General features: G+C 40.0%; 19 protein-coding genes. 16 read left to right on the forward strand and 3 right to left on the reverse strand.

The window, feature by feature from the left end:
• Nucleotides 1-50 precede the first annotated feature (50 nt).
• The 3 genes from WDB87_RS13075 to WDB87_RS13085 form a co-directional block, all read right to left on the reverse strand.
• A complete protein-coding gene (locus tag WDB87_RS13075; RefSeq protein WP_004586357.1) occupies nucleotides 51-602 on the reverse strand; it encodes a GbsR/MarR family transcriptional regulator in 552 nt (183 codons plus the stop codon).
• Nucleotides 603-755: 153 nt separating this feature from the next.
• Nucleotides 756-3173, reverse strand: coding sequence for a TonB-dependent receptor (locus WDB87_RS13080; RefSeq protein WP_286248163.1), 2418 nt, complete (start codon nucleotides 3171-3173; stop codon nucleotides 756-758).
• Between the two features lie 208 nt (nucleotides 3174-3381).
• Nucleotides 3382-4653, reverse strand: coding sequence for a Xaa-Pro dipeptidase (locus WDB87_RS13085; RefSeq protein WP_337850082.1), 1272 nt, complete (start codon nucleotides 4651-4653; stop codon nucleotides 3382-3384).
• A gap of 153 nt (nucleotides 4654-4806) precedes the next feature.
• Here WDB87_RS13085 and WDB87_RS13090 point away from each other — a divergent pair, with 153 nt between their 5' ends.
• From WDB87_RS13090 to WDB87_RS13165, 16 genes are all read left to right on the forward strand, one after another.
• Nucleotides 4807-6648: a DUF885 domain-containing protein gene (locus tag WDB87_RS13090; RefSeq protein ID WP_337850083.1), complete on the forward strand. Its 1842-nt coding sequence runs from the start codon at nucleotides 4807-4809 to the stop codon at nucleotides 6646-6648.
• A 95-nt stretch (nucleotides 6649-6743) separates the two neighbouring features.
• Nucleotides 6744-7256: a YcgN family cysteine cluster protein gene (locus tag WDB87_RS13095; RefSeq protein WP_286248170.1), complete on the forward strand. Its 513-nt coding sequence runs from the start codon at nucleotides 6744-6746 to the stop codon at nucleotides 7254-7256.
• A complete protein-coding gene (locus tag WDB87_RS13100; RefSeq protein ID WP_286248172.1) occupies nucleotides 7256-7768 on the forward strand; it encodes an RNA methyltransferase in 513 nt (170 codons plus the stop codon). Before WDB87_RS13095 ends, WDB87_RS13100 begins: the two co-directional genes overlap by 1 nt.
• Nucleotides 7769-7858: 90 nt before the next feature.
• On the forward strand, nucleotides 7859-8752 hold the full coding sequence (locus WDB87_RS13105) for a substrate-binding periplasmic protein (RefSeq protein WP_337850084.1): 894 nt from the start codon (nucleotides 7859-7861) through the stop codon (nucleotides 8750-8752).
• 78 nt (nucleotides 8753-8830) lie between these two features.
• Complete coding sequence (locus WDB87_RS13110) at nucleotides 8831-10084, forward strand: sugar MFS transporter (protein WP_337850085.1); 1254 nt, start codon at nucleotides 8831-8833, stop codon at nucleotides 10082-10084.
• A 245-nt stretch (nucleotides 10085-10329) separates the two neighbouring features.
• Nucleotides 10330-12219 (forward strand): methyl-accepting chemotaxis protein, encoded by a 1890-nt coding sequence (locus WDB87_RS13115; protein ID WP_337850086.1) that lies wholly within the window; start codon nucleotides 10330-10332, stop codon nucleotides 12217-12219.
• Between the two features lie 3 nt (nucleotides 12220-12222).
• Entirely contained in the window at nucleotides 12223-13320 is a 1098-nt protein-coding gene (locus tag WDB87_RS13120) for a GGDEF domain-containing protein (protein ID WP_337850087.1), read from the forward strand.
• Complete coding sequence (locus tag WDB87_RS13125; RefSeq protein WP_337850088.1) at nucleotides 13317-13931, forward strand: DsbA family protein; 615 nt, start codon at nucleotides 13317-13319, stop codon at nucleotides 13929-13931. The genes WDB87_RS13120 and WDB87_RS13125 overlap by 4 nt, the downstream gene beginning before the upstream one ends.
• Nucleotides 13932-14156: 225 nt before the next feature.
• On the forward strand, nucleotides 14157-14909 hold the full coding sequence (locus tag WDB87_RS13130) for a DUF3450 domain-containing protein (protein ID WP_286248185.1): 753 nt from the start codon (nucleotides 14157-14159) through the stop codon (nucleotides 14907-14909).
• A gap of 10 nt (nucleotides 14910-14919) precedes the next feature.
• Complete coding sequence (locus tag WDB87_RS13135; RefSeq protein ID WP_337850089.1) at nucleotides 14920-16287, forward strand: MotA/TolQ/ExbB proton channel family protein; 1368 nt, start codon at nucleotides 14920-14922, stop codon at nucleotides 16285-16287.
• Nucleotides 16288-16290: 3 nt separating this feature from the next.
• Nucleotides 16291-16818 (forward strand): MotA/TolQ/ExbB proton channel family protein, encoded by a 528-nt coding sequence (locus WDB87_RS13140; RefSeq protein ID WP_286248189.1) that lies wholly within the window; start codon nucleotides 16291-16293, stop codon nucleotides 16816-16818.
• Nucleotides 16819-16869: 51 nt separating this feature from the next.
• Nucleotides 16870-17283: an ExbD/TolR family protein gene (locus WDB87_RS13145; protein WP_004586342.1), complete on the forward strand. Its 414-nt coding sequence runs from the start codon at nucleotides 16870-16872 to the stop codon at nucleotides 17281-17283.
• Nucleotides 17284-17295: 12 nt separating this feature from the next.
• Nucleotides 17296-17901, forward strand: coding sequence for an energy transducer TonB (locus WDB87_RS13150; protein WP_029772986.1), 606 nt, complete (start codon nucleotides 17296-17298; stop codon nucleotides 17899-17901).
• 33 nt (nucleotides 17902-17934) lie between these two features.
• Nucleotides 17935-19257: a CDC27 family protein gene (locus tag WDB87_RS13155; protein WP_286248192.1), complete on the forward strand. Its 1323-nt coding sequence runs from the start codon at nucleotides 17935-17937 to the stop codon at nucleotides 19255-19257.
• 303 nt (nucleotides 19258-19560) lie between these two features.
• Nucleotides 19561-21162 (forward strand): hypothetical protein, encoded by a 1602-nt coding sequence (locus tag WDB87_RS13160; RefSeq protein ID WP_337850090.1) that lies wholly within the window; start codon nucleotides 19561-19563, stop codon nucleotides 21160-21162.
• Between the two features lie 97 nt (nucleotides 21163-21259).
• Nucleotides 21260-23977 carry a TonB-dependent receptor plug domain-containing protein gene (locus WDB87_RS13165; protein ID WP_337850091.1) on the forward strand — a complete coding sequence of 906 codons (2718 nt, stop codon included), beginning with the start codon at nucleotides 21260-21262 and terminating at the stop codon, nucleotides 23975-23977.
• The last annotated feature ends 121 nt before the right edge of the window (nucleotides 23978-24098 follow it).

Consider the following 24098-nt stretch of genomic DNA (forward strand, 5'->3'; position numbering starts at 1 on the left):
TGCACGCTGTTGTGTAATAAAAAAGCCGCTATGCGGCTTTTTTTATTTGTTTAATCATGTTCTTTTTTAAATATTTTATCTTTTAAATCAATAACCTTTCCAATTCCTGAGCCTAGTTTCATTAGCTTATTCAGCTGCTCAGGGCTTAAGCGTTGTAACTCTGAAGACCACTTAGTAACCGTTTCGAGTAAATTATGGATTTCGCCCATTTGCTTTTGTGCATAGCGCTCTTCTTCATTGTTTGCTTCGTCTAACAAGTTGTCGCGCAACAAACTAAGGGTAGGGTCTATTTCACGCTTTTTACGCTCTTCAAATACGCGATTAGCCATATCCCAAATTTCACCTGCAGGAGCGTAATATTCTTTACGATCGCCAGGAATATGATGCACTTTAATTAATTGCCATGATTGCAGCTCTTTTATACCCATGCTCACATTACCGCGTGAGATACTTAGCGCATCGGCAATCTCATTAGCGGTCATGGGTTCTTTGGTGATGATCAGTAAGCCGCACATTTGGCCAATCGTACGATTGAAACCCCAACGGCTGCCCATTTCACCACAGTGCATCACAAAGGCTAAGTTTTTTTCAGATAGACTCATAGCTTTTTAAGTTTCAGTAAATTCAGAAAGTAATGCTAGCACGCTTATAAATTATAGCAACGCTTAGGAAGGTATCTTTTTTGTAGAGTAAAAACGAATAAAAAGTTTAATTTACTCCTACTAGGTAGGAGTAAATTAATTGCTTACGCGGGATTAAAGTGTGTAGCTAAAGCTAAGTTTAGCGTTGCGCTCTTCGCCTGGCATACCACCTAAAAACATGGCTTTAGAGTAGTATTTTTTATTAAACAAATTGTTTAAATTAAGCTGCATATGCCATTTATCAGTTGTGTACGAAACTGCCGCATCGTAAACCGTGTAGCTAGGTACATAGCCATCAGGGATACTAAACGAACTTGAGTTAGTGCTGCGGTTATCTACAAATGTAATACCACCACTGATATTAACAGCTTCTGGTAGGTTAAACATATCTGCGTAGTAGGTAACCCACGTACTTGCAGTTACATACGGCACCCCTTTTTGGCGCGTATCGTAGCTGCTGCTATTTGGATTAGATTTATCGCGAGCATCTTGATATACACCGTTTACATTTACTTTCCATTGCTCATTTAAATGTGCATTTAAATCAAGCTCTACGCCTTTAGTTTGTTCTTCGCCATCGTAGTAGCTTTCTACTACATCTGGGCCTGACACACCGGCTTCATAAAGTGGGTTAGCGTATTCTAAATTAGTACGCGCGCTTTCAAATATTACAAGTGATGCTAACAATTGATCATCAAATGCTTTAAATCTAAAGCCTAAATCGTTACTGATAGATTCAGAGTCTTCACGGTCTGCTTCGTTGCCTGCTACTGAGCCAAGTACACTGTATGCAGTGCGCCCTTTAGCATGGTTAATAAATACCGAAAAGTCTTCAGTTGGTTGATACGTAGCGCCTAAGTTATATGTTAAGCCGCTATCTGAAGTATTCGCCTCAGGCGTTGGCTCTGCGCGGCTTGAGCTATAACGCTCATCTACACCAAAATGCTCATACGTTTGCTTAATACGGTTATAAGCAACACCTACACGTGTAGTTAGCTGCTCAGTTATATAACCTACATGTTGTATACCTAAACCCCAGGCTTGTACTTTTTTGTTGTAGTCACTGGTTTTAAGCGGGTCGTAGTCATCAAAGTTACCTGTTGGCCAATTAGGCGAGCGCATATCGTAAATATATGGTAAAGTACCTTGGTAAAGCACCTCGCCTTCGCTGTCGTAAATAACTTTGTCTGCATCATAAATAGAGTATTGCTTAAAGCGAATATCTCTATCTTCGTAGTTTGCATTAACGAGTAGTTCGTTATCAATGTCACCAAGCATAAAGTCGTAGCGTAAATCTAAGAAATACTGCCATGATTTTTCATCAGCCTCTACTTGGCGATATTCTTGGCGACGAGCTGCAAATGGGTATAATTCGCCGTCTTCTACTAATGGGGCACGTGGGTCATTATTAATAATGCCATCACGTGTTGAATACACGTAGTTAAACGCACCCGTTTGACGTGCAAAGCTTGATGTGTAATTACGGTATTGTAATTGTTGATTTAAAAATAAATCATCGGTAATGAAGTAATTATGAGTTAGCTTAAAGCGAAGTTCTTCACCTTCATTGTCATCGGCCATTGGAGAAATGATACCGTTAGTACCAAAATCGTAAGGTGTTAGTCCGTCGGTTGATGAAAGTGACTGTGCTAATTGAGTTTGTTGAGCCGCAGTTAACTGCACCCCATTGCCTGATGGATCATTGGCTAAATCTGCGCCGGTTACTTCGCCCGCAGTTAACCCATTGGCTGTTTCTGCGTTATAAATTCGAATAGGGTGACCGATAGAATCTACTGCAATTGAATCTTTAATATACGCAGCTGAGATCATTATGTCTTGCTTATCGCTCACTATATATTTAAGTGAGGTATAAATTTCGTCGCGGTCTTCTTTTAAATCACGAAACCCATCGCTTGAGGCTGTTTTAGCCATTACACGGTAAGCTAGGTCGTCGGTAATTGCATTGGTGCTATCAAAGGCAAGTGAATAGCTATCCCACTGACCAAGCTCTGCAGAAACTTTATGTTTTTCTTCAAACTCTGGTTTTTTTTCAATTAGGTTAATTACACCGCCTGCACTACCAATGCCGTATAAACCCGTAGCAGGGCCCTTAAGTACTTCAACTGATTCAACATTTGTAAGTGAACGGGTAGGGTTAAATGTATTACCTAGTCCAGCACCGCCATACATACCATCGTATGTATAGTTAGCATCAAGACCACGAATAACTAAATTATCACCTATACCATAGTTATTACCGGCTTGAGTTAAACCACTTACGTTACGTACAAGTTCTTGTAGGCTATCTACACCTTGTGATTCTATAAGTTCGCGGTCGATAATAACAACAGGTGCCGGAGTTTCCATTAACGACATGTCTGATTTAGTTGCAAGTCCTGAGCTCATTACAACTTGATTTTGCTTTTCATAAACGCTTATACGTTCTATGTCTTTTTCAGCCGTTGTTGCAGCAAGGGCTAAAGGAGCGTTTAAACACGCTAAAGTTAAAAGTGAATAGTTGAACTTTTTCATATTGATAATTATTCGCATTTCTTAAAGTGCGCGAATAATAATAGTTATTATTCGTTAAGTGAATAAAAATTTCTAAAAAAGTGAAAATAGTTGGTTTTTAGGTCGGTTATTGTTCTAAAAAGTAAATTAAAGGTTAAAATTGACGCAAAAAAATAAAAAAGCATGAAAGTATAAGCCTTCATGCTTTTGTGAAAGTAGTCACTAGTGACTACTTTTTATAAACAACGCCTGCTTTCATGACAAAAGGTACGTGCTCGAGCGTAGCGATATTTTCAAGTGGATTGCCCTTAACAGCAATAATATCTGCTGCAAAGCCAGATTTTAGCTGGCCCAAGTTATTCTCCATTTTTAATAGCTTAGCACTGTTAATAGTTGCAGAGCGTATTGCCTGTAGTTCGCTCATACCAAATTTAACCATACGGCTAAATTGTTTAGCGTTATCGCCATGAGGGTAAATAGCAGCATCGGTACCAAATACCATATTTACACCTGCTTTTACTGCACGTTTAAAGCTATCACGCTGCTTTTTAGACACTTGGCGTTCTTTATTGAGATTTTCTTCGTCTACCCCATTTTGTTCGCCAAAACTCAGAGTGTATTCTGTATTATAAATGTCCATTGATAACCACGTGCCATGTTTTTTAGCAAGTGCGATGGCTTCATCATCTAAAAAGCTGGCATGTTCAATACTATCAACACCGGCTTTTATGGCTGTTTTAATACCACTTGTACCATGTGCGTGAGCGGCTACAGGTAAATCTCGCATATGGGCTTCATCAACAATGGCTTTCATTTCTTCAAATGAATATTGCTGTACACCTACTTTTGTCCCTTTAGAAAAAACGCCGCCTGTGGCGCAAAACTTAATGGCATTAGCACCATATTTTATGTTTTCACGCACTTTTACACGTGCAGCCCATGGGCCATCGGCTACCCCTGTAGAGGTGTATTTTAGCTCTGGTGGTAAACGGTTATTATCACAATGTCCACCTGTAATACCAAGTGAAGGGCCTGCTGCCCAAATTCGTGGGCCTACAATGTCACCGGCGTTAATACCGTCACGCACTGCAATCACACTATAACCCTCGGCCCCTACATTTCTGAGGGTAGTAAAGCCAGCAAGCAATGTTTTTTTAGCAAAGTACGCGGCCTTAATAGCCATACGCGGTACCGACTGACTTAAACGCTCACTTCGCGATACGGTTGGGTCACTCGTTAAATGTACGTGCATATCCATAAGGCCCGGCATTAAAGTCAGCTCGGGTAAATCAATATGCTGATCGTTTTTGGTCATGTTCGGCTTTTTGTTTTGTGCAACATCAGTGATCACACCGTTATCAATAGTGATCAGCGGCGATTGAATAACCTCACCTGTCTGTACATCTACCATTGCTTTAGCAGTTAAATAAGTGAGGGCTTGGGCATTAAAACTTCCTAAACACATAAGTGCGACGGAGGCGCTGAGTAGCTTTTTTTTCATCGTGTTTTTCTTCTGGTGGCGATTTAATTTATTGAAATGTAACAACCTAATATAAAAGTGTAAATATAATTGGATAATCGCCACTTATCGTAATTTCTTTATTAACGCCGGTTAAATGCGCATAATCGGCTGACGATACTAAAAAGGATTATCATGAAATCAATTAAATTAGCCTTAGTTGCCAGTGGCGTTATGTTTGCTTTAAGTGGCTGTATGAATATACAAACCAGTAATAACACTGGCAGTGGTGCACAGCTAAACACCTCAAACGCACCCGCAGCTATTGTTTCAGAGCTCTCTAATGAGCAGCAATTAGATGTACTTGTAGCACAGTATTACAACGAGTTACTCAGCTTTAAACCTATTAATGCAACCTACAGTGGTCGCAGTGAATTTAATGATAAGTTTACCCCAGAGCTTTCAACTGAAAACCGGGCAAAAAAAGCAGCATTTTATAAAAAGTATCAACAGCGCCTTACCTTTATTGACAAATCGCAATTAACAGGACAGGCACTTTTAAGCTACGAAATATTAGAGCGTGATTTGGCACTTAATTTACAAGGCATGAAATTCCCATCTTACATGTTGCCAATAAACCAAATGGCAGGCTCGCATAATACCTTTGCAGGTTTTGGCTCAGGGCAAAGTGCGCAACCATTTAATACAGTCGAAGATTATAGTAATTTTGTAAAGCGCAGTGAAGGCTTTGTAGCATGGCTTGCAAGTGTTCAACGCTCAATGGGGGAAGGTTTAAAGCAAGGTATTTCTTTACCAAAACCTTTAGCTAAAAAACTACAGCCGCAATTTGCAGCACATGTTGTTAAACGTGCTGAGGACTCGTTATTTTGGGGGCCAGTTAAAAACATTCCTGAGTCATTTACAGCGCAACAAAAGCAGCAAATTACAGCGCAGTACCGCTCACTTATTATGACGCAATTGGTTCCTGCTTATAAAAGCATGAGTGATTTTTTAGCCAATGAGTATATTCCTAACAGCCGCACAACAGTTGGCTATAGTGACTTACCAAATGGTCAGGCTTGGTATGAATATCAAATTAAAAAAAATACCACGTTAAGCTTATCTGCAGATGAAATTCACGCCATTGGTTTAAGCGAAGTCGCGCGTATTTTAGATGAAATGAAAAAAGTAAAACAGGATGTTGGATTTAATGGTTCGTTGGCAGAATTTTTTCATCATTTACGTGATTCAGACGAGTTTTATTACACTACACCGCAAGAGCTGATAGCAGCCTATGAAAACGTGAAACAAAAAATAGATGCACGTGTCCCCACGCTATTTGATATTGCCCCTAAAGCGCCATACGTAGTAAAAGCTGTTGAAGCTTACAGAGCCCAATCTGCAGCGGGGGCGTCTTATGCAGCACCTGCACCTGATGGCTCTCGCCCAGGGATTTTTTACATAAACACGTTTAATTTAAAAGCACAGCCAAAGTTTTTACTCGAAACACTCTCAATCCACGAGGCAGCTCCAGGCCATCACTTTCAAATTGCTTTACAGCAAGAAATAGATGGCCTACCAGATTTTAGAAAATTTGGTGGCTACACTGTATTTGCAGAGGGCTGGGCATTGTATGCAGAAAGCCTTGGTAAAGAGCTTGGCTTATTCACCGACCCTTATATGTGGTACGGGCGTTTAGCCGATGAACAACTCAGAGCAATGCGCTTAGTGCTTGATACTGGCTTTCATGCAAAAGGTTGGACTCGACAGCAAGGTATCGATTACATGCTGGCAAATTCGTCAATGGCTAAAAGTGATGTAATAGCAGAAGTTGAGCGTTATATTGCATGGCCTGGTCAAGCTCTTTCTTACAAGCTGGGGGAGTTTAAAATTAAGCAACTGCGTGATTATGCTAAAAAAGAGCTTGGCGATAAGTTTGATATTAAAGCGTTTCATACGCAAATATTGATTGATGGCGCACTGCCTATGCCAATTTTAGAGGAAAAAATAAAGCGTTGGGTTGCCACGCTTCAGTAATAAAATACGCCAAGCCCGTATTAATAAAGGCACGGGCTTTGCGCGTATAGCTGCAATACGTTAGAATGCGCGCTCTTTAGGGGCGCGAGTAAATTATGTTTGATCAAGAGTTAGCAAGTACACAGTTTTGGCTTAAGAAAAGCTTAGCCAATATGAGCCAAAACGAATGGGAAGCGATTTGTGATGGGTGCGGAAAATGCTGTTTAAATACCTTTATTGATAGCGAAGACGAAGACGAATTTACCGCCACCGATCAGTTACGTGAAGGCGAAGAACTTATTTTCACAAATATTGTTTGCCAATATCTTGATAACAACACCTGTGGTTGTAGCGAATACGAAAACCGCCAGACGCTTGTCCCATCATGCGTAAAGCTTACCAAAGCCAACCTTAAAGATATCTTTTTTATGCCGCAAAGCTGCAGCTACCGCCGTCTTCACGAGGGGCGTGGTTTAGCGTCATGGCACCCGCTTTTAAATAATGGCGAAAAAGCAAAAATGCACGAGCTAGGTATATCTGTTAAAGATAAAACAGTTAAAGATTGTGACGTAAAGCTTGATGACTTTGATTTATACATTGCTGAGTGGCCAACACAGGATTGCGATTAATGAGCAAGTTTAGCGCTGTAATTGGTTTAATTAATCCTAAAAGCCCTACAAACGTAGGTGGCGTTTTACGTGCCGCTGGTTGCTACGATGCAAAGCAAGTATTTTTTACCGGTAGCCGTTATTTAAACGCTAAAAAGTTTCACACCGATACTAAAAATGTCGTTGAACGAATCCCTCTTAGTAGTGCTGATAATCTTCAAAATGTAAAACCAGAAGGTGCTACCGTAGTGGTTATTGAATTAATTGAAGGTGCAACGCCTTTGCCTGAGTTTAAGCACCCAGAAAATGCATTTTATGTATTTGGTCCTGAAGACGGCTCTATTCCAAAAGACGTTTTAAAATGGTGTGATGAAGTCGTGTATGTGCCAACAATAGGGTGTATGAACCTTGCAGCTACTTGTAATGTAGTATTGTACGACCGTTTAGCCAAGCTAGGTGGAGTAGAGAGTAGCGATGCAACTATTATTAATTCCCGCGATACCAATAATAAAATGAAATGGGATAAAGCATAAGCGAGCAAAGCTAAAATGATCGCTAAAATTTCTTTTACTTTACGTACTTAGTTCTACACTTTAGGGACATACCCCAAACAAAGTGTAATTATGCGCGTACTTTTAATTTTTATACTCTTTTCATCTTATTGTTTTGCGCAAGTGCCCATCACTTACATACAAAATGATACTCGTCGCACTGTAATAGGTGAGCGCTATAAATCGGGGTATTTGTTTAATGCCCCTAACAGTGTTCAAACCATCCATGTTGTAACATTAGACTGGCCTCCGTATATAGGTAATAAACTATGTAATAAAGGCTGGGTATATCAATTTAGCGTAGCCGTTTTAAATAGTGTTGACTACAGTGTGTATATTGAGTTTGTTCCTTGGGCACGGGCTGTACGCGCGGTAGAATTAGGCAAAGCTGATATATTAATGCCAGAATATTATATTGAAGATACCGCACCTTCTGATTATGTAGCAGGGCAAACACGTCGTAAATTGTTAGGGCTCTCAAATTCGTTTGAAGGCGGCAATATAGGTTTTTTAAAACGAAAAGGCGAGCCAGATAGGTTTAATGGAAATTTAAAATCGCTTAAAGGCTCACGTATTGGGGTAGTAAGAGGGTATCAAAATACCCCTGAATTTGATGCCATGATGGATAACAACGAATTTATCATTATTGATGCTGTTGACGATTTACAGCTTGTAAACTTGCTTGTTGCAAAGCGTGTAGATTTAATCATAGGCGACCTCGATGTGCTTATTTACTCAGTAAAATATGCCTCTTTAGCCAATAGTGAAAAACAGGCACTTCTTAGTGCTATCGAACCAGAAAGCAAGGCAATTCAATATAACCCTCTATATTTTGCTATTAGTAAAAGCACTCCTAATTGGCTTACTGTTTTAGAAAATATTAATACGGGATTGTATAAGTTTAAAAATAGTGGCGAAACGCAAAGGCTCAAAAATACATTATTAAATGAATGTGATAAATTGTAACGTTCCAAAAATTTAGTGCTTTTAACGTGTCACAAACGTGTAAAATCATTTTCAACTTGTTAATGGAGTGAAAATGACGTGAGTGAAATAAATACCAATCAATCATTTGCGGTCAAAGAGCAACAAAATAAAAATTACCTGTTACCGCTGACTGCAATGACCACACTGTTTTTTTTATGGGGTTTTATTACCGTTTTAAACGATGTACTAATTCCCCGTTTAAAGGGCGTTTTTGACCTAACTTATTTTGAAGCAATGCTGGTGCAGTTTTGCTTTTTTGGCGCCTATTTTATTGTCTCTATTCCTGCTGGAATTTTGGTTAAACAATTAGGCTATAAAAAAGGCATACTAACCGGTCTAGTGGTTGCTTCAATGGGCTGTATGTTGTTCTACCCTGCAGTAGTGGTGCATGAATACTGGTTGTTTTTGGGTGCTTTATTTGTATTGGCTGCTGGTGTAACTGTTTTGCAAGTGTCTGCAAACCCATATGTGGCTGCTTTAGGCCCAGAAAAAACCGCATCATCAAGACTAAATTTAGCGCAAGCGCTTAATGCCTTAGGTACTACGGTAGGCCCTTATGTTGGGGGTATACTGTTTTTTGGCACAGCGGGAACACTCGCGGTCAGTGCTGCAAGCGCTGAATCTGTTAAAGTGCCTTATTTAATGTTGGCAGTGGCCTTACTGGTTATTGCTATTGTATTTGCCTTTATTAAACTTCCAGAAATAGAAGGCCATAAAGAAGAAAATAACCCAGTTAATGAAACTCGCTCTTTAACACAAGCTCCTCATCTAACAATGGGTGTTTTGGCTATTTTTTGTTATGTGGGTGGTGAAGTGGCTATAGGCAGTTTTTTAGTTAACTTTTTTGGTGAAGCACATATAGCTGGACTTGAAGAGCACGCTGCGGCAGCACTGATCAGCTATTATTGGGGCGGAGCAATGGTTGGCCGCTTTATTGGCTCAGCTTTACTGCAAAAAATAGCGCCATCTAAAGCGTTGGCATTTAATGCTTGTATGGTAATTGCTTTATTACTTGTGACTATTTTTACCCAAGGTAATGTAGCCCTATACGCGGTACTGACCATTGGCTTATTTAACTCAATTATGTTCCCAACTATTTTCTCTGTTGCTATAGAGCGCTTAGGCTCATTAACAAGTAAGGGCTCTGGCTGGTTGTGTTTGGCAATTGTAGGGGGGGCCTTGGTGCCTTTATTACAAGGTTATATTGCTGATGTTGTTAATATTCAGCAAAGCTTTTTTGTTCCGCTAGTGTGTTATGTATTTATTGCTTGGTATGGCTTGAACGTGGTTCGTTTAGCTAAAAAGTGGTAAATACTCTTTGCTTAAAGAGCGGCTGAATACGTATTCAGTCGCTTTTTTATTACAAACAACTAGGAACGTTCCAAATTATTTTCCCTTATCTATAAATTATTTGTGTTACAAATATATATAGTAAATAGCTGGTTCTTTATTCTTATTTTATGGCCATAACCTGGCTATATATCTCAATAGCGACGACATACCTTTAAAATTTTGCTAAAAATATAATTAATAACAAAAAATAAAAAAGGGCAGTCATGCTTAACTCACTTAAATTTACCTCAAAAGTGACTATTGCAGCATCTATGGTACTGGTAATTGTACTGGGTTTATTTGCTATTAATAATTACATCGCCATGCGTAACCAAACGCAACAGCAGCTCGATTTAGTCCTTAAGCAAAATTCAGAATCTACCTCACAAAACATTGCGAGCTGGCTCAATGCTAAACTAGCCATAGTTAAGTCGATTGCGCAAACTCACCAAAACAGTGACCAAAAGCAATTAACGCTCACTCAGCTCAATACTGCCAAATACGCAGGCGGCTTTAAAAACACTTACATTGGTAAACCAAGTGGCTTATTTATACTTAACGATCAAAGCATTGTATTACCACCAGAGTTTAATGCCACCTCACGACCTTGGTATAAGTTAGTTGAAAATAAAAGCTATTCTGCTTTTACAACCCCTTATATTGATGTAACCACTAACGAGCTGACTATTTCTGCAGTCGTGCCCATTCAAAGCAATGGACGTTTTAGTGGCGTAGCGGGAGCAGATATAGACATGCATACAGTGACTGAAATAATTAACGATATTGATTTCTTAGGATTAGGGTATGCCTTTTTAGTAGATAATAATGGCCAAGTACTAAGCCATCCTAATAGCGAACTTAATTTAAAAACCACATCTGAATTATTTGGCCAATCTACTGCGCTTAATAGCGAATTTACACAATATGATATAGCGGGTGAGCCGCAGTTGATATCGTTTACTAAAATACGTGGCATAGACAATGTTGACTGGTATTTAGGTGTTGTTATTAATAAAAACCAAGCCTATGCAGAGGTGTCTCGCTTTGGTATTAACGCGCTTATTTATATGTTAGTGGGAATTGTGGCCATTATTGTGTTTATGCAGTTTTTACTGCGTTATTTGATGCAACCTATGGCGCGCCTAAATGATGCATTAGAAGATATTGCAAAAGGCGAAGGCGATTTAACCAAACGTTTAAAGGTTGAAAACAATGATGAATTTGGCCAAATTAGTCACTCGTTTAACATTTTTATTGAAAAAATTCAGCACTCTATTGAACACGTTAAATTAACGACTGAACAACTCGATAGCGTAATAGCCAGTGTGGTGTCGCAAACACATTCTTCACTAGCCATGCACCATGACCAAACTAAGCGTACTGACAGTGTCGCTATGGCGGTAAATAATTTTTCGCAATCGGCTATGGCTATTGCAAATAACGCCAGTGACGCCTCTGTAATTGCTAAAAATGCAGATGAACATTCAACACAAAACCAGCAAACTTTATCGCACAGTGTTAATAGTATTCATCAGTTATCGGCTAATATGGAACAAGCGCAACATACGATTAATAGCCTTAACGCGCATACAATTAGTATTGGGCAAGTGCTTGAGGTGATTAAAGGTGTGAGCGAGCAAACCAACTTACTTGCATTAAATGCGGCAATTGAAGCTGCAAGAGCCGGTGAAGCAGGGCGCGGTTTTGCTGTTGTTGCTGATGAGGTGCGTCAATTAGCACATCGTACTCAGCAATCAACCCAAGAGATTGAAGATACCGTAGAACAATTACAAAGGGGCTCAAACCAAGCGGTAGAACTGATGAAAACAAGCATTCAAGACAGTGAAAAAAGTGTAGAGCACGCTGAAGGTGTGAGCGTATTAATGGGCCAAATAATAGAGTCGATAAAACAAATTAGCACAGCTAATCATAGTGTTGCTAATGCAACTGTTGAGCAAAACGAGCTTGTTAAAGTACTTGATTCAGATATTACAAGCATGAGCGAGCTATCGGTACAAAGCCAAGAAAATTTAAAAAACACCCTTAATGAATGTACTAAACTTAAACAACAATTTAGTGATTTAGAGCAAATGATTCAAAAGTTTAGAGTTTAAAGTATGCCCAAGAAATCATCAGCAGGACAAAGTTGGTTAAGCCTTATTAACATAGATAAGGTGTATAGTTCGGATAAACAGCGCCAAGCATTTTCACTATTCACCATGATAGCCATTGCTATTATTGTTATCTCCATGTTAGTGGTTTTTAACTACAAGGTGTATTCGCCTATTCTTACAACATCGTTAATAGCGGTTAATATTACCCTCATTAGCGGCACCTTTTATTTTATAAAAACTGCCAAACTAGAAATGGTTGCACTTATAAGTATGTGTATAGTGTTTATTATGTGTGTGGCCCTTACGTATACCGGAGGAAAAGAAAATACCGCGCTTTATTGGCTTATGTTTTACCCTGTGGTGTGTTTTGCCTCTTTAGGTGTAAAGCATGGCTGCAGGTTTGGCTTAGGATTATTACTGTGCTGCAGTGTTATTTTATACGGGCCTGATTTTGGGCAAGTTAACTATGGCAATGTTGAAAAGTCTCGGTTTTTAGCCTCTTTTACACTGGTGTTTATTTTTTCGTTTATAGGTGAGTATTTTAGGCATAAAAGCCATCTGGCAATTGCCGATATAACCCTTGCGCAAACGCAAGATGCCTACACAGATCAGTTAACAGGTGGTGCTAACAGGCGCTTTATTACAGCTCATTTTTTAAAATTAGCCGCTAAAAAACCCGAAAGCTACCTGCCGTTTTCTATTTTATTACTTGATTTAGATTTTTTTAAACGACTAAATGATACGTACGGTCACGATTTTGGCGATACAGTGTTGATTGAATTTACCAAACTACTTGATTCACAATTTCCAAACTCCGCAGTTAAAGCCCGTTATGGCGGCGAAGAGTTTGTTGTTATTTTACCTAAAGAAACAGCGCCAGTGGCTACAAAATTAGCCGATGATTTTAGACAATGTGTCGCAAAACAAGCTATTTTAACCACTAATAATAAACAGGTATCTATTACCTGTAGTATTGGTGTGGCACAGGTTGATAATGTGGAGTATTACAGCCGTGCACTTAAACAAGCAGACGAATACCTGTACCTAGCTAAAGAGCAGGGGCGTAACAAAGTTGTATCAAATCACACAGGAACACTATGACTCAAACTAAACTTATATATGTACACGACCCTATGTGCAGTTGGTGCTGGGGGTATAAACCGACGTGGTTAAAACTAAAAGCCGCATTAGCTTCGCAGCTAACTATAGAATACAAAGTAGGGGGGCTTGCTCCAGATAGCCAAGAGACCATGCTAGAAAATATGCGTGCCATGCTTGAAGGCACATGGCATAAAATTAGTGCGATGTTGGGAACACAGTTTAATTTTGATTTTTGGCAGGTATGTCAGCCAAGGCGCTCTACTTACCCAGCCTGTCGAGCAGCAATTATTGCCAGAGCGCATAATAAAGAACCACAAATGATAGAGGCAATTCAACATGCTTATTATCTACATGCTCAAAACCCATCTGATGAAAGTACCCTCATTAACTTAGCTGAAAAAATAGGCCTAGATAAACAACAGTTTACCGAGGAACTTTGCTCAGAGGCTTTGAATCAAAAATTACATGCGGAGTTAGCATTTAGTGCAAGCTTACCAATACAAGGCTTTCCTTCGTTAGTATTAATAACTGATAATAAAGCCATTGCAATTAAAATAAATTACACCGACCACCAGCAAACATTAAACACAATTAACGCTTTATTAGCTTAACAACTAGGGCGTGTATTTGCTGCTAAAATATACGCTTTTGTACAAAAACAACGATATAAGACGTAAATGTTACACCTGTAACAAAATAGACTTTTTTGCGCAACATGCCTGTCATTATTCCTCTATACAATTTCACTCATTGAAAATCTTTAGCCTAAAACAAGTCAGTTTAGGCTAAAACAACAAACTAGCAAATCCGCTAATTAACGAGTAAAGGTGTATGCGATGAAAGGCGTTAAACCATTGATCTTAGCTGGTATTGTAGCAGCAAGTGCTGCAGTACATGCCAATGATTTAGAAAAGGTTATCGATAAAAGCAGTGAAATTAATAAATCAGCTGCGCAATCACAAACAAAAATAGACAAGATTGCTGATTCAATGCAAGGACGTCTTCAACAGTTTAAAACCCTTAATAAAGAAATTGATGGTTTAACTGTTTATAACGCGCAATTAACTAAACAGTTAAATAACCAAATTGAAGAAATGGAGTCACTTAACCTTTCAATGGATCAGGTCTCTATTATTGAGCGTCAGATCACACCACTAATGCTGCGCATGATTGAAGGGCTTGAGCAATTTGTAGCACTTGATGTGCCATTTTTGCAAGAAGAGCGCACTAAGCGTATTAGCTCTTTAAACGCCATGATGGACCGTGCAGATATTAACTCAAGCGAAAAATTCCGCCGCGTATTAGAAGCATACCAAGTAGAAGTTGATTACGGACGCACTATTGAAGCCTACACCTCACTGTTAACGGTAGACGGTAAAGAGCGTGAAGTAGACTTTTTACGCATTGGCCGCTTAGAGCTTATTTATTTAACACGTGATGGCAAGCAAGCCGGTAGCTGGGATGAACAAACAAAATCGTTTGTTACATTACCAGACTCAACAATTAGCCAAATCAACAAAGGTTTACGCATAGCACGTAAGCAACTTGCCCCAGATATGTTAACTCTGCCAGTACACGCAGCAGAATAAGAGGTTGAAAATGAAACTGTTTACTCAAATGACAAAAGTGGCCCTTTTTGCTGCAAGCCTAAGCTTTGCAGGCACAAGTGTGGCTGCTGAGCCTATGGATTTAGACTCATTATTAAAAACACTTGAAGAAGGCAAATCGGCTCAAAGCGCACAAAACAAACAACGCGAACAAGAATTTATGGCGCGCCAAAACGAACAAGTGCAAATGCTTAACAATACACAAGCAAAACGTAATCAAATGCTTGTCGAGTCTGAGCGCTTAGAAACACAGTTTGAAGAAAACGAAGTAAAACTTGCTAACTTAACAGATACACTGTCTAAACGAATGGGTTCTTTAAAGGAGCTATTTGGTGTGCTTCAGCAAGTTGCAGGCGATTCTAGCAATAAGTTTGCTACCTCTGTGGTATCAGCTGAAATTGCGGGTCGTAGCACATTTATGGATGAGCTAGCACAAAAAATGGGCTCTACTTCAAAGCTTGCCTCTATCGAAGATATTGAAAAAGTATGGTTTGAGCTACAACGTGAAATGACAGAGCAAGGTAAAGTAAGCCGCTTTACTACCGATGTAATTGTACAAGGTGGTGAAAAAGCACAGCAAGAAGTGGTGCGTGTTGGTGCTTTTAACTTAATCTCTAACGGTAAATACCTAGAATTTAACCCAGTAACAAATACCTTAAGCGAGTTAAATCGCCAGCCTGTAGCGCGTTTCACTGCAACAGCAGATGAGTTACAAAACACTAAAAACGGTGTTGTACAGTTTGCGCTTGACCCAACGGGTGGCTCAATTTTAGGCTTATTAGTGCAAGCACCAGATACCGAAGAGCGTGTGCACCAAGGTGGCACAGTCGGTTATGTTATTTTAGGTGTAGGTGTCATTGCTTTACTTATTTCACTTGAGCGTTTTTTCTCATTACTGATTATGGGCGGTAAAATTCGTCGTCAACTCAAAGATGATGTAGCACGCGATGACAACCCACTTGGTCGCGTAATGAAAGTAAAAGATCAGTTCCCTGATGTTGCCCACGACACATTAGAACTTAAATTAAGTGAAGCTATTTTACGTGAAATGCCAAAAGTAACGCGTAATTTAACGCTGATTAAAATCATCTCGGTGGTGGCACCGTTACTAGGTTTACTAGGTACAGTAACCGGTATGATCAACACCTTCCAAGCAATCACATTATTTGGTACAGGTGACCCTAAACTAATGGCTGGTGGTATTTCGCAAGCATTGGTTACAACGGTTTTAGGCTTAGTTGTGGCAATTCCTACGGTATTTTTATACACCCTACTCAATACACGCGCTAAAAACATATTGCTTACTATTCAAGAGCAAAGCGCAGGTATTATCGCACAGCGAAGCGAGAAGGGAGCATAAACCATGGTGCTATTGATTGACTCAATCAATGCTATCCGTGATTTTCTCGACACTGGTGGCCAAGTCCTCTTGGTCATCGGGGTGTTAATCTTCGCGATGTGGTTATTGATACTCGAGCGATTTATATATTTTTTCAAAGGTTTTCGTAGTTACAAGCAAAACGTAAAAGCGCAGTGGAAAAACCGTGCAGAGCGCAATAGCTGGAATGCTGAGCAAATACGCCAGGCAATGATCTCTCGTGCCTCAATGCGTTTAGACACCAACTTAGCGCTGATAAATGTAATGGTTGCATTATGTCCGCTACTTGGCCTATTAGGCACAGTAACGGGAATGATTGAAGTATTTGATGTAATGGCAATTACCGGTACAGGTAGTGCGCGCTCTATGGCATCAGGTGTTTCTAAAGCAACTATTCCAACCATGGCAGGTATGGTTGGTGCACTTTCGGGTGTATTTGCCTCTACGTTTTTACAACGCAGAGCCAAGCGCGAAGTTGAACTACTACAAGACAGCATGGTTTTAGACCATTAAGTAACATTTTGATAAGCGGCTTATATAGTCGCTCATCCTAGGAGAATAAAAATGAGAGCCCCGTTAGGAAATCTATTACAAGAAGACGAAGCAGAAGAAATTAACATGACCCCAATGTTAGACGTTGTATTTATCATGCTTATTTTCTTTATTGTTACCGCCTCGTTTGTGAAAGAAGCCGGTATTGATGTAAACCGCCCAGAAGCCGCAACAGCGGTTAAAAAAGAACGCGCAAATATTTTAGTGGCTATTTCTGATACAGGCGAGATTTGGATTAATAAACGCCAAATCGATGTACGTGCAGTGCAAGCTAATATTGAACGCTTAAAAGCAGAAAACCCACAAGGGAGCGTGGTCATTCAGGCTGATAAAAAAGCGACCACTGATATGTTAATTAAAGTAATGGATGCGTCGCGTGCTGCGGGTGCGTTTGATGTGTCAATTGCTGCACAAGATGCGTCTTAAGGGTTAGTCATGTTGCGATATTTAGTAGCATTAATAGTAGCGGGCGTAGTGACCTTTATGCTGTTTTTAGGCATGCAGGCACTGATCACCGGTGGTGAAGGTGCCATGTCGGAGCCAGTAAAAGGAAACGTTCTAGACTTTGTACGTTTGAAAAAAGAAGAAACAGTACAGAAGAAAGAACGTAAACCGCAAAAGCCACCTACTCCAAAAGAGCCACCACCGCCAATGGAGTCGCCGCAAATGCAAAATAATGATGCAAACGCGGCCAGCAATAATTTTGACTTTGGCGCCGATGTAGGCAGCGACGTTGACCTAGCAGGTGGCTTAGCGCTTGAAACCAGTGATGGTGAATATCTACCCATTGTAAAAGTAGCTCCTGTGTATCCGCGCCGTGCTTTGTCGCGTGGTATTGAAGGCTACGTAATTGTGGAATTTACAGTAACTAAGCAAGGTACTGTGCGAGATCCGCAAGTAGTAAAAGCGGTTCCTGAGTCACTGTTTGATAGAGCTGCGATGGATGCTGCACTTAAATTTAAATATAAACCGCGCGTAGTAAATGGTGAAGCCGTTGAAGTGGCGGGTGTTCAAAACAAAATATCTTTCCAAATTAATGGTTAATTTATCTTAATTGGATGAAATAGCGAGGCGATTATGAAATTACTACCTACAGCTAAAAATTTAAAACTGGCATTATTTTGCACTGCCGCGATTAGTGCAAGTATTGTTGTGCCAAGTACACTAAGCCTTGTGCCAGGGCTAAACGTAGCCACTGCACATGCAGAGCAAAAAACAAAGCGTGTACCCGCATTGCGTGAAAAGGTTTATAGCCAACTCGCTCGAGCGCAAAAGCTTGCTGACGATGGCGATGTAAAAGGTGGCCTTGAAGCACTTGATAGCATTCAAGAGCGAGCGTCTAGTATGAACTCGTACGAAATCGCGATGATGCATAACTTTTATGGCTTTATTTATTACAACGAAAATGATTTACCTAAAGCGATTGCCTCTTTTGAAAAAGTGGTAGCCGAAGAGGCTATTCCAGAGTCATTACGTTTAAGTACTACGTTTAGCCTAGCGCAGCTTGCAATGGCAAATGGTGAGTATAAAAAAGTAATTGCGTTTTTAGATAAATGGGATGAAATAAATACCAAACCTATTACTGAAGGGTATTATTTACTTAGAGCGCAAACTTACTATCAGTTAAAAGAATATCCAAAGGGACTTGAGTACATCAATCAAGTTATTGCTCTTAGCGACAGCGAAGGTAAAACCCCTAAAGAAAATTGGCTGGTACTTCAGCGCGCTATGTATTACTCACTTAATCAAACAGATAATGTAGTTGCAGTACTTGAGCGCATGGTCAAACTTTACAATAAACCAGAGTACTGGGTTCAGCTAGCTGGTATGTACGGAGAAACTGGCAAAGAAAAAGAACAACTAGCAGTAATAGAAGCAGCTTATCAACAAGGCTTTTTAAAAACTAAGTCTGACTTAAGGCAATTATCGCAAACTTACCTTTATAACGGCCTAGCATACAAAGCGGCTAAAACAATGAGTGATGCGATAGAAAGCGGCGTTGTAGAAAAGTCAGCGAAGAACTATGCCTTTATTGCAGAGGCTATGATCCAGGCCAAAGAAGACGAAAAGTCGATTAGTTACTTTGCAAAAGCGGCTGACCTATCAGAGCATGGCAAGTACGATCAACGCTTAGCTGAAGTTTATGTTAACATCGAGCAATACGAAGAAGCCGCTGATGCTGCGCGTAAGGCGCTTGATAAAGGCGGTCTTGATTTTGAATCAAACGCCTACGTTGCGCTAGGTATGGCACAGTACAATATGCAAAATTTTGATGCGTCTATTTTAGCGTTTGAACAAGCCCAAAAGCATGATAAATCACAACGTTTAGCAAATCAGTGGATCAAATATGTGAAGCGTGAAAAAGTGCATGCGCAAACACTTAAAGCCGCGTTACTTTAACTTTTTACTCTAACGCTATTTTATACCAATAAAAGAGCGTTTACCTTTTTCATAATCGCAACACCAAAACCGCCTTAGGGCGGTTTTTTTCGTTGTTAAATTATTTAAGTTATTGAATTTAAATTAATTACCATTGTCATCTTATGGTTACCAAACTGTAACTACTTTGTCATATCCCTCCCGTATCTTATTTGCATCCGATAACTCAGGTCACCTTAATGCATGAGTATCGTGCCTTAAAGTGACTTAAGTTTTTTACTTAATGCACTAACAAAATAATTAAATACTTTAACGGAGTGAACAATGAAATTATCTGATTTATTCAAGGTCAGCCTAGTAGCAACTGCAATGACGCTAGCTGGCTGTGGCGGCGATATCGAAATTACACCTACTGTAAACGATAACAGCTCAACAACAGATAACAGTGTTAATAATTCAAACAATACCACTGGTTCAACAACAGAAGAAGAAGCTGTTTGTGCAAGCTACGAATCAGATGCAGGTACGGTAACAGGCGTAGTAAGCGGCATTGATTGTTTATACAACGACTCGTTTGCGAGCAAAACAATTTCTATCACAAGCAACATTACTTTCGCTGAGCTACCTGATGGCGGTGTTCATGTTTTTGAAGATGCATTACAAATTGGCGAAGACGGCAGCACAGTAGATGGCTTTGAAGTACCAGCAAATGGCCCGACAATGACTGTTGAACCAGGTGCTGTCTTAGCATTTGGCTCAGGTGAAGCAATTGTACGTATTGCACGTGGTGCAAAAATTCAAGCAGTAGGTACTGAAGAAAAGCCGGTTGTATTTACTTCTGCAAATGCGTTCGACCGTTTTGATACAGCAGGTGAAGGCGCACGCTACGCAGATTGGGGCGGTATCATTATTAATGGTAACGGTATTACTGACCAATGTACTGATGCAGAGCGTGACGGTGGTACGTGTAACGTAGCCTCTGAAGGTATTACAAGCTACTTTGGTGGTAACGATAATGCAGACTCTAGCGGTAATATTAAATGGGCTAAAATTTGGTACGCAGGTTCAGGCCCTCGCGTTGGTGGTGAAGGCGATGATTTAAATTCACTAACACTAAATGCAGTTGGCTCTGGTTCTGAGTTTGATTACCTACACATTCACCAAGGTTTTGATGACGGTATTGAAATTTTTGGTGGTGCTACAACGCTTAAACACGTAGCGGTAACAGATACACAAGATGATTCATTTGACTTTGACGCAGGTTGGCAAGGTAAAGCTCAGTACTTATTTATTCAACACGGTACTGTGACACTAAATGACGGCACTGTAGTTAACATGGGTAACAATGGCTTTGAGTCTGATGGTGTTAAAGGTTCTTCTACCGAGCAAGTGTCTCCATCTAATCCAACGGTTGCCAATGTAACGGTTGTAACTACCGATGGTAACTCGGTACGTGATGATGACCCTTCACAAGCTTACAAGTTTGATGACCAATTTAATTCAAGCATTTACAACACAGTTATTGTTAAGCAAAACGCCACTAACACGCAATGTATTGAGTTTTCAGGCGACGGTGAAACACAAGCAGATAAAATCTCATTCACAAGTTCTGTAATGGCGTGTTCTGCAAACTTTACTGATACAGATACGTTTGCAAGCGGCCCATTAGCAGGTCAAACAAAAACAGCGTGGTTTGAAAATGACGGTGCTAACCAAATCTTAACTGATGATGTTGCAGTACTTGCAGATAACGGTTTTGCTACAAACACCGCGGCTAGCGAAGTAACGGTTACTGCAACAGACTTAAGCGCAAGCGATTCATTCTTTGAAAGCGTAAACTACATTGGTGCAGTATCGGATCAGGATACAGACTCTAGCTGGTACAAATGGGTTGAAGCGGCTGTTACAGCAGCAAATGCTGACTAAATAGCAACACCCTTTATAACCTCTAATTAAAGGCGCCTTGTGGCTTGTTATTTAAGCGTCAGGCGCCTCTTTTGTATAACCTGATTAGGATTATCTCATGTCTAAAAAGCATAGACTCAATCATATTACCTGGGCAATTGGTTTAGGTTTAGTTGCTCAGTCAACCAGTTTAATTGCTGCCCAAGCCGATGAACAGTTAACAAACGAACAAGAAATAGAAGAAGTTGTTGCTGTAGGTACGCGTTTACAAGGGAGCGCTGCGGCAGTTGTAGAAGAGCGTAAAAACCAAGCCTTTGTTGCCGATATTTTAGGCTCTGAACAGTTATCACGCACGGGCGACAGCGATGCTGCATCTGCGCTTCGTCGTGTAACAGGCCTAACGCTTGTTGATGGTAAGTTTATTTACGTTAGGGGCCTTGGTGAGCGTTACTCTAGTGCGCGTTTAAATGGCGCTTACATCCCAAGCCCAGATTTAACCCGTAACGTTATTCCGCTGGATATTTTCCCTGCCAGTATAATTGAAAGTATGGCCGTTCAAAAAGCCTACTCTCCAGACATGCCAGCAGCGTTTGGTGGCGGTAATATAGATATTAGAACTAAAACCGCACCGAGTGAATTTACAGCAGGTATTGAAGTGGGTGCAGGTTACGATACCGCATCGAGTGATGGATTTACTTACAATCGTAACGAAAATGGCATTCCGAGTGTTTTAACTGAAGCTATTTCTACCTACCGTGGTAATTTTGGTATTGGCAATATTGTTAGTAGTGAAGGTTTTGAAGATGGCGATTTAACGCGTGCAGAACAAGCAACCGCTGTTAATAACGCACTCTTAAAATCGCTTCCTCGCGATTATGAGTTAAAAGAAGAGTCTTTAGACCCGCGTTATAATATTAAAGCCCATTATGGTGATAGCTTTGAAGAGAGCTATTTTGGTGGCAAGGTTGGGTTTTTGCTTGCCGGTGCTTACAAAAGCGAATGGGATTTTGAAGAACGTTTTAGCTCAGTTATCACCCAAGATTTAGAAAACGAAGAAGGCAATATTGATTGTACAACGTCGTTAGCGACCAGTGATGATGTGAGTAACTCGTGTTACAACACAGTCAAAAATTCGCAAGTGACAACTGAAACCGAAAGTTATAACGGTTCATTAAGCTTGTCATACCGTTTAGGTACTCACAGTATTTCAGCTCAACAGCTTTACATTATTGATAATGAAGATGAATCTGAAATTGCTATTTCGCAAAGCCCTGCGGGTAGTTCTACGTTTAGTATTGCCGGTGATGGGATTGCAAACCGTAATCATGAGTTTAATTACGAAGAACGCCAATTAAACATTACGCAGTTTATGGGCCAACACACCTTTTTAGATTATTTTGGTATTGGTGCCGATTGGCAGTACACCGAAGCTAAAGCAACGACTGATATACCTACCAGTGCCGATTTTGAGTTTCGTGACACTTATAATAGTGATGGCAGCTATGCAGGCTCAACTATTACAGGGGATGATAACCGTGTAATTATGTCATACACCAATATGCAAGAGCGTGTTAAATCGTACGGCGGTAATTTAACCTTGCCACTTAGCTTTGAGAGTATGGAAGTTGAGTTTAAAGTGGGTTACGATTTTTCTGACAGAGCCCGAATATTTAATACCTCAAGCTTTGCTATAAACAATAGTGGTGGCTCTGGTATTTCAATAAACGACGGTAGCAACGATGCGCTTAATAATAGTGGCTTTTTAACTGACGACTTTATTGATAATAACGCTGTGTTAGTTGACTTTAATGAGCCAACAGCGCCTGATGCCGACGATTACATTGCTGCGCAAAAGGTGGATGCAGGTTATGCGTCTTTCGATGTGTTTTATGATCAATGGTTAAGAATAAGCGGTGGTATTCGTTATGAAGAATTTAAACAATCTTCTATCGGTACATCGAGCCTTATTTTTGATGAAGATGATTTAAATACCTTTTACGATCCAGATAAAATTCAAGCAGGCTCTGTGATTACCGATGATTGGTACCCAGCACTGTCTATTACCTATGTAGGTGGCGATGATTACCAGGTGCGCTTAGGTTATGGCGAAACAGTAGTACGCCCTGATTTTCGTGAAGTAGTGCCAGTTACGTATTATGACCCTTTGACCGATATTAGAACGTTTGGTCGTACGGGGATTAAAAGTAGCCCAATTAAAAACTACGACTTACGCTATGAGTATTACGGACAAGCTGGTAATTCATTTAGCGTAGCGGCGTTTTATAAAGATATTACAGCGCCAATTGAAACAGTTTTAAACATTGGTGATGAAGATTACTCAGCATCGTTTATAAATGGTGAAACAGCAGAAGTATATGGTATTGAAGCTGAATGGCTACAAGACTTAACTTTTGTAAGTGAAGGCCTATTTACTAGCGGTAATATCACATTAAGTGATTCTGAAGCGTCTATTGACCCAGCACTTGCGGGTACATTAACTAATCCTAAAAAACGTATGACAGGCCACTCTGAGTATGTAGTTAATTTACAATTAAACTACGATTCATTAGATGGCATGCACAGCAGCTCATTAGTTTATAACGTTTTTGGTGAGCGAATTTTAGCAGCCGGTGTTGCTAATAGGGATGACGCGTATGAGCAACCATTTCACTCACTTGATTTAGTTTACACCTACTACCCAGATTTTAATTCTAAGATTAAGTTTAAAGTTAAAAACTTACTCGATGAAGATCAAGAGGTAACCCAATCAGACATTATAGTGCGCTCAAAAGAACAAGGTGTAACGTTTGATTTAAGTTACAGCTACGAGTTTTAATTTTAATCCCAAGGAAGGGGGATATAATAAAACCTAACTACCGATTAGCCCTGTATTTAATACAGGGCTTTTTTATGACTATGAAAAATATTTAAGTTTCGCTTTATTCACTAGTTTTAGG

It is taken from the genome of Pseudoalteromonas sp. C12FD-1 (genome assembly GCF_037414265.1).
Classification (GTDB): Bacteria; Pseudomonadota; Gammaproteobacteria; order Enterobacterales; family Alteromonadaceae; genus Pseudoalteromonas.